At 49.9% G+C, this 7,976-nt stretch carries 5 protein-coding genes; 2 read left to right on the forward strand and 3 right to left on the reverse strand.

Going from position 1 to position 7,976, the window contains the following annotated elements:
- Positions 1-91: 91 nt before the first annotated feature.
- Positions 92-1,567, reverse strand: coding sequence for a proline--tRNA ligase (proS, locus tag VIM72_RS20955; protein WP_332004778.1), 1,476 nt, complete (start codon positions 1,565-1,567; stop codon positions 92-94).
- Between the two features lie 284 nt (positions 1,568-1,851).
- Between proS and VIM72_RS20960 the strand changes: the two genes are divergently transcribed.
- Positions 1,852-2,874 carry a hypothetical protein gene (locus tag VIM72_RS20960; protein ID WP_332004779.1) on the forward strand — a complete coding sequence of 341 codons (1,023 nt, stop codon included), beginning with the start codon at positions 1,852-1,854 and terminating at the stop codon, positions 2,872-2,874.
- 202 nt (positions 2,875-3,076) lie between these two features.
- Positions 3,077-4,585 carry a hypothetical protein gene (locus tag VIM72_RS20965; RefSeq protein WP_332004780.1) on the forward strand — a complete coding sequence of 503 codons (1,509 nt, stop codon included), beginning with the start codon at positions 3,077-3,079 and terminating at the stop codon, positions 4,583-4,585.
- A gap of 121 nt (positions 4,586-4,706) precedes the next feature.
- On the opposite strand, the gene VIM72_RS20970 is transcribed toward VIM72_RS20965, so the two are convergent.
- Both VIM72_RS20970 and miaA read right to left on the reverse strand, forming a co-directional pair.
- Positions 4,707-7,070, reverse strand: coding sequence for an ABC transporter permease (locus VIM72_RS20970; RefSeq protein ID WP_332004781.1), 2,364 nt, complete (start codon positions 7,068-7,070; stop codon positions 4,707-4,709).
- Between the two features lie 202 nt (positions 7,071-7,272).
- Positions 7,273-7,976 (reverse strand): tRNA (adenosine(37)-N6)-dimethylallyltransferase MiaA (gene miaA, locus VIM72_RS20975; RefSeq protein ID WP_332004782.1); only part of this gene is annotated, 704 nt, incomplete at its 5' end.

The following is a 7,976-nucleotide window of genomic DNA, read 5'->3' on the forward strand; positions in this document are numbered from 1 at the left end:
ACACCAGCTGTTAAGTATTACGGATGACAAATCTTTACGGGAATTTCCGTAAAAATCCGTTACCCGTAATACTTAATGTGATACTTCTTTCCTAGTACGCTCTTGCAAACAGCACCCTTTCTTTGGAAGGCTTACCTGTTAGTATGCAGGTGCCAGCCTCCTGCGGATTATTGAGCGGGATGCAGCGTATCGTCGCTTTTGTGCGTTCTTTGATCTGTTCTTCCGTTTCGGCGGTACCGTCCCAGTGGGCAGATACAAAACCGCCTTTTTCGTCCAGCACTTTCTCAAATTCTTCAAAGGTATCTACACGGGTAATATGACTATCGCGATAAGCTTTTGCCTTGTTGAAAAGGTTAAGTTGTATTTCTTCGAGCAGCGCGGTGATACGGGCTGGTAAACCATCGAGCGACAGGCTCATTTTCTCCCTCGTATCGCGGCGGGTCACTTCTGCCACGTTATTTTCCAGGTCTCTCGCGCCAATGGCTATACGAACCGGCACCCCTTTCATTTCATACTCCGCAAATTTCCAGCCAGGGCGGTTGTTATCGGAATCATCGTATTTTACGCTGATCCCGGCGCTTCTCAGTTCCTTTACAATCACATTTACCCTTTCGTCCAGTCCTGCTTTCTGATCAGGGCCTTTATAAATAGGTACAATTACCACCTGGATAGGCGCAATTTTGGGCGGCATTACCAGTCCTTCATCATCGCTGTGGACCATGATGAGCGCACCGATAAGACGGGTGGATACTCCCCAGGAAGTAGCCCAAACATGTTCCAGTTTATTTTCCCTGTTGGAGAATTGTACATCAAATGCTTTGGCGAAGTTTTGTCCCAGGAAGTGGGAGGTACCGGCCTGCAGGGCTTTACCGTCCTGCATCATGGCTTCCACGCAATAGGTTTCCACGGCGCCGGCAAATCTTTCGCTGGGCGATTTCAGTCCACGTACTACGGGCACGGCCATATAATTTTCCGCGAAATCAGCGTAGATGTTCAGCATCTGTTCTGTTTCCGCGATCGCTTCTTCCGCAGTGGCATGTGCAGTATGGCCTTCCTGCCAGAGGAATTCGGTGGTACGCAGGAACAGGCGGGTACGCATTTCCCAGCGCACTACGTTTGCCCACTGGTTGATCAGGAGGGGTAAGTCGCGGTACGACTGGATCCAGTCTTTATAGGTATTCCAGATAATCGTTTCAGAAGTGGGGCGAACGATGAGCTCTTCTGCCAGTTTGGCTTCCGGGTCCACGATAACGCCGCCGCCATCAGGATCATTTTTGAGACGGTAGTGGGTTACCACGGCGCATTCTTTGGCAAATCCTTCCACGTGAGCGGCTTCTTTACTTAAAAAGCTTTTAGGGATGAACAACGGGAAATAAGCATTCTGGTGACCGGTTTCCTTGAACTTGCGGTCCAGCACATCGCGCATGGCTTCCCACAAAGCAAATCCATATGGTTTTATCACCATACATCCTTTCACAGCAGAATAGTCTGCCAGTCCGCCTTTCAATACCAGGTCGTTATACCATTTGGAATAGTCTTCCGAGCGGGCCGTAATCTCTTTACTCATAAAAATTATACCTTATTTATATATCTTTTGTTTTAAGCAATTTCCGGTTAAATTTGTCGAGACAAAATTAAATCTGTCAGCCGGCTGCCAAAGGCCGGATTGGCTTAGTTTTTGTCCGATTTATATCACGAAGAAATTCCACAAACATAGATGAAAAACATAACGTTGCAAACACTTATCATAAAATAATATAACGTAGCCTGTGTTATTGTAACTTTCTTCCAGTTAAATCCGTTAAAAAGAAGTAAATTTACTATACGAATCACGCTTAAAACATATTTCAAATGAAGCCTATAATATACATTGGACTGGCAGCATCGCTCGCACTGGGGGCGTGTTCCAGTACCTACAAAACGGCTCAGACACCGGATGATGTATACTATTCTCCGCGTCAGCAGCAGCGTACCTATGCCTCCAGCAATGGCTCTAACGGCAACAGCCGTCAGGATGAAAATGATGCCAACTATGTAGAAGGCACCCAGGAAGATGGCGGTACCTATGTCACTTACCAGGATGACGACCAGGGCGATTACCAGCGTCGTTTAAACCGTTTTGGCAGTGGCAGCAACTATTCCGGCGATTACTGGGATGGTTATAATGCAGCTTCCAACCTGTACCTGAGCAGCGGCTTTGGTATGGGATACGGCAGCGGCTGGGGACTTGGCCTGGGTTACGGCTACGGCTACCCGTACAGCGGTTTCTATGGCCCTTCTTTCGGCCTGGGATTCGGCTGGGGACTTGGTGGCTACTATAGCCCATGGAGCAGCGGCTTCTACGGCGGATGGGGTTACCCATATGTAGGCAGCTACTGGCCTTCTTACTATTATCCATATTATGGCGGCGGCTATTGGGGCCACGGCGGTTACTATGGCGGCGGATACTATGGCCACTACGTAACCCGTCCTTCCAACTCCTACGGATCTGTAAGAGGTGGCAACGAACGTGTTCGCAGGGCTGAATATACCAACAGTGGCGGCACCGGCGGCGGCGGTTATACCCGTCCTTCCAGGACCGGAACTTTCCAGCCTGCCAATGGCGGTAGCTCAACCGGTGGTGACAGACCACGCCGTGTATTCCAGCAGTCAAGCTCTGAAAGGCCTGTTACCAGACCTGTTTACCAGAACAGCGGCAGCAACAACAATAACGGCGGTGGCTATTCCCGTCCGCAGAGAACTGAATACAGCAGACCTGCTCCTTCTCCGGCTCCAAGTTACACACCCAGCTCCGGCGGTGGCCGTGTAGGTGGCGGTAATTCCGGCGGCGGCGGTGGTGGAGGCTACAGCCGTCCATCCAGAGGAGGCCGTTGATAATAAAAATCATTAACAAGATAAGCGTAGCCTAAAAACCTACGCTTATTTTTTTATCTCGCACACGTTTTGCTATTTCAGCACGTTATACTTATCGCAGCATACGTTAGCGACCGTTAATTAACCTGCAGCAAATCTCATTTTAAGAATACAGATTATGATTAAAAGACTTTATCCTCTTTTAGGTGGCTTGTTTATATCTGTGACAGCCCTAGGCCAAAGCTCCAACGACGCGTTACTTTATTCCCCGCTGCAACCTCATGGTACAGCCAGAACACAGGCATTAGGCGGCGCCGGGGTTGGACTCGGAGGAGATTATTCATCTGCTCATATTAACCCGGCAGGTATTGCCATCTTTAAAACCGGCGAGTTCCATGTTTCAGGTGGCGTAGGCATCTCTCAAAATACCTCTAATTACCTGGGCAATTCCCAGCTTGATAATAAAGGTAACCGCAGCAATTTCCAGCTGCCTTCCATTGGGCTGATCATGGCTACCAATAAAAACAGCGGCAGCAGCAGCTGGAACAACATTACCTTTTCACTGGGTATGGAACGCCTGGCCAACTATAACAACGAAATTGTTATTGCAGGCCACAATACAAAATCATCCTATTCCGACCGTTTTGTAGATGATATCTTCGACGGCACTTCAGCTACCCAGGCGCTGGGCTCCGATCTCGGCTTCAGTACCGGCCTGCTGGCTGATTACCAGCCTACCACCGGCAATAAACAACCCATGACACTCGCTTCCCCTTCCAGGCAGATAGGCGGGCTTACCGAAGGCATACAGCAAAGAGGTACCCTGAAAACAGAAGGTGGTATGAACGAATATACTTTTGCAATTGGCGGTAACTATGGCGATCGCCTCTACATCGGCGCCAGCCTGAACCTTCCCAGCATTAATTACAAGGAATCACTTTCCTGGTCGGAAGATGATGCCAGCAGCGATAAAGGCAACAACTTCGGCTACTTCGATTACTATAAAGATCTGAAACGGACAGGACTTGGTGTTGGCGGTAAAATCGGTATCCTCTATAAAGTGACCGATCACTTCAGGCTGGGCGGTACCTTCGTTACCCCTACCTGGTATTCCCTGCACGACAGCTACAGTTCAGAACTCTATTCTGATGTGGAAGACGGTCGCGGTGAAGTAGGCTCCACTTCATTTGACCAGACACAAGGCTACCCTGTGGAATATGACTATAACTACACCGCGCCTTTACGTGCAGCTGCCGGCGCCTCCTACTTTTTTGGTAACCTGCAGGAACCAAAGAGCACCCAGGGCTTTATTGCAGCCGACTATGAATTCGTGAACACGCCTTCGGGTAAGTTCAGGATGAAAGACGACAGGGCCGGGGAAAAAAGCCTGAACGATAATATCAGCGCTGTTTATAAATCCACTTCCAATCTTCGTGTAGGCGCTGAAGTTAAATTTATGGCGATCTACGCGGTAAGAGCCGGCTTTGCTTCTTATGGCAATCCGTACAGCGATGATAAATACAACGCAGGCGTAAATGCTTCCCGCAAAGTTTACAGCGGCGGTTTGGGCTTCCGTAACAAAGGGCTTTATGTAGATGCTACTTACAGTTATACACAGGGTAAAGACAGGTACCAGCCTTACACCGTGTATGAAGCTGCACTGAGCCCTGCAGCCGCCACGCTCGACTATACAAGAAGTAACATCCTGCTTACAGTTGGATTCAAGTTCTAAGCAACATCATATCCTATAAAAAGAAAGTCGGGGTGCAAAATTGCATCCCGACTTTCTTTTTAAATAGCTGGACAGAAAAATCAATGTAATCAGTTTAATCCGGAGTCAGACAACCTTCGTTTTATTCCGCCTTCAGGTTCTTCACCGGGTTTTCCAGCGCCGCCCGTATAGCCTGGAAGCTTACTGTACATAAGGTGATCACGACGATAGTAATTCCCACCAGCAGCAATATGCCCGCATTCATCTCAATATGATAAGCAAAACCATGTAACCAACGGTTCATGCAGTACCATGCCAGCGGTAAGCCGATCCCCACAGCAATTAATACCGACCGCAGGAACTCGCCGGAAAGCATTACCATCACGTGAGAGGCCGTAGCGCCCAGCACTTTGCGGATGCTGATTTCCTTGCGCCGGCTTTCTGCGGTGAAAGCGGCCAGGCCAAACAGGCCAAGGCAGGAGATCAGGATAGCGAGCGCGGTAAAGTATTTTGATAATGCCGCTACTCTTTTCTCTGCGATATATTGCGCCTGGTAATCCTGGTCGAGGAATTTATAATCGAAGGTAAACCCCGGGTTATAATGCTGGTAGAAGGCAGCCAGTGCAGGCAGCACCGCTTTCGTTTGCCCGGCTTTTACTTTTACCATTACGGTGCTGTTCAGTGAATCCAGCCGGAAAAACAAAGGGCTGATGGCCTCATGCAAGGATTGAAAATGAAAATTCTTTACAACGCCGGCTATCTCCGTTTTCATCCCGTTAAATTCAATCACCTTCCCCACCGGGTTTTCAATGCCCATGGCTTTGATAGCTGCTTCATTAAAAATAATCCTGGAATCATCTGCGCCATAGTCGCGCGAGAACGGCCTGCCAGCGGCCATTTCCAGGCCCAGCGTTTCTATCATATCATAATTCACTATAAACGGGCGGCACATGATGGTTTCCGTAACGCCCCTGCCCTTCCAGGTACATCCCACGGAAGGCGCGCCTAAAACATTACCCACCATAGCAGAAGCGTTTACCACGCCAGGTATCCTTTTCAATTCCGCCAGGAATTCAGGGATATGTTGCGGCACTTTTCCTTCCACATCAAAATATACCACGTTGTCTTTGTCGTACCCCGGGTTTTTATGCTGCACATAAGCTATCTGCCGGTACACTGTTATCACCGCCACCATAAACAATACCGACAGGGTGAACTGGAATACCACCAGCCCTTTGCGGGCCAGCAATTGTCCGGGTGATCCGGGCACTTTTCCTTTCAGTACCGGCAAGGGGTTAAAACCAGACAGGTACAGCGCCGGGTAACCGCCTGCAAGCAAACCTGTGAGCAGGGCCACTGCAACAACGATCCCTATCATGCTGCCACTTAGTGAAAAAGATAAGGCTTTGCCTGTGATGCGGTTGAATTCCGGCAGCAACAATGCCACCAACAGCAATGCAAACCCCAGTGCGAGGATGGTCATCAGCATGGATTCCCCGAGGTATTGCAAGATCAGCGCCAGGCGGTTGGCGCCTATCGTTTTGCGGATGCCCATTTCCTTCATCCTGCCGGAAGCCTGTGCAGTAGAGAGGTTTACAAAATTGATACAGGCAATGACCAGTATAAAAAGCGCGATGAGTGAAAACAATTTTACATAGCTGATCCTGCCGCCCGAGGCCACCCCGTTTTCAAAATTGCCATGCAGGTACAAGTCGCTGTAGCGTTGCAGGAACACCTCCCGCTGCGTGGCGCCGCCCTGGGTGAGGCCAGTCATAAACCGGCTCAGCTTTGCATTGAATGCCGGGATGTTGGCGTCTTCCTTCATCACCAGGAAGGTATTAAACGGGCCTTGCGGATCCAGTGCGGTGATGTTCATGATTTCCCGGAAGGCATCGAAAGGCAGCAGGCAATCGAATTGCGTGGAAGAGCCGGCCGGCAGGTCCTCCAGCACGCCGGACACGGTACTGACTTTTTTGAACCGATCCAGCTGCCAGGTGATAGTTTTGCCTACAGCGTTGGTGGTGCCGAATAAATTACGCGCCAGCGATGAGGATATCACGATGCTGTTTTTATCCTGTAATACCTGCTCTTTATTGCCTTGCAGTAAAGGGTAGGAAAATACCTGCAGGTACTCCTGCCCTGCGAATACGGCAGTTGACCTGGCGATTTTATTACCCGCTGTGAGCGCGGTTTTCGGGAACCAGGAAGGAGGAGTGCATACGGTGGCATTTTCCACCTCAGGCATATCAGCCTTCAATGCGGCCGCCAGTAGTGCGGGTGTTCCGTTGGCGGTAGTGATACCTTTTTCATGTGGTTGGTTTTCCATTACCTGGAAAAGACGGCGATCATTTTTATGAAAGTGATCGATGCGAAGCTCATCGTATACCCATAAACAGATCAGCAGCGTACAGGCGAGACCGGTAGACAGGCCAATGAGATTGAGGATAGTAAAACGTTTGTTTTTTAAGAGATGACGCCAGGCAGTTTTCAGGTAATTTTTGAACATACGCAAAAGGTTTCGTGAGCAGAGCAAACACCGGGCAGCTAAGAAAATGCCATGTTGCCACACCTTTAGGTACAAGAGATTTACATATTTTATATTTATCTTAAATGTCCGGTTTCAGTACAGTGGTTGTCCGTAATTATTTTGTGTAGATGAATACCGGTATATGGCCGCCATAACAGTTCCTGCGCGGGGCTTACCCGGCTCAGGATGCCAGCTGCTGCTGCACATAAGCCATGATGGCCGCCGGGTAGCGGGGGTCGAACCATTGGAATGCCGGGTCTTTCCTGAACCAGGTAAGTTGGCGTTTGGCATATTGGCGGGTATGCGTTTTCACATCATCGATGGCCTGATCCAGGGAGATGTAGCCATCAAGAAAGCTGAATATTTCCTGGTAGCCAACCGTGCGCAGCGCGTTGTGATCGCGGTACGGCAGCACGGAGCGGACTTCCTCTACCAGTCCGGCCCGCACCATTGCATCCACCCGGTGATGGATATTGTGATGAAGGAGCTCCCTGGGCAGGGTGATGCCTATTTTAATCATCCGGAAATCGCGGGGGGAGTGGGTAGCGCTGCGGAAGGTGGTGATGGAGCGGCCGGTGGCGTCCAGCACTTCAAGCGCGCGGATGAGGCGTTGGGGGTTCTGTGTTTCCGCGATGGCGTAAAAGCCGGGATCACGTTCCTGTAATTGCTGCTGCAGCCAGGAAAGGCCATGCAAAGTATACTGTTCATTCAGCCGGGTACGGATGCCCGGCGCAATAGGGGGCATATCGTCAATGCCTTCCGCAAAGGCCCGGATATATAGGCCGGTGCCGCCGCACATGATGGCGATATCATTCTTTTTAAAAATTTCATGGGCGTAACCGAGGGCCAGTTTTTCGTATATGCCTGCATTTACCTCTTCGCGGA

The organism is Chitinophaga sp. (assembly GCF_036569185.1).
In the GTDB taxonomy this organism is placed as follows: domain Bacteria; phylum Bacteroidota; class Bacteroidia; order Chitinophagales; family Chitinophagaceae; genus Chitinophaga.

Bases quoted from the DNA above. Each gene is read 5' to 3' on its own strand.
- proS (WP_332004778.1), bottom strand. From the start codon at position 1,567: ATGAGTAAAGAGATTACGGCCCGCTCGGAAGACTATTCCAAATGGTAT.
- VIM72_RS20960 (WP_332004779.1), top strand. From the start codon at position 1,852: ATGAAGCCTATAATATACATTGGACTGGCAGCATCGCTCGCACTGGGG.
- VIM72_RS20970 (WP_332004781.1), bottom strand. From the start codon at position 7,070: ATGTTCAAAAATTACCTGAAAACTGCCTGGCGTCATCTCTTAAAAAAC.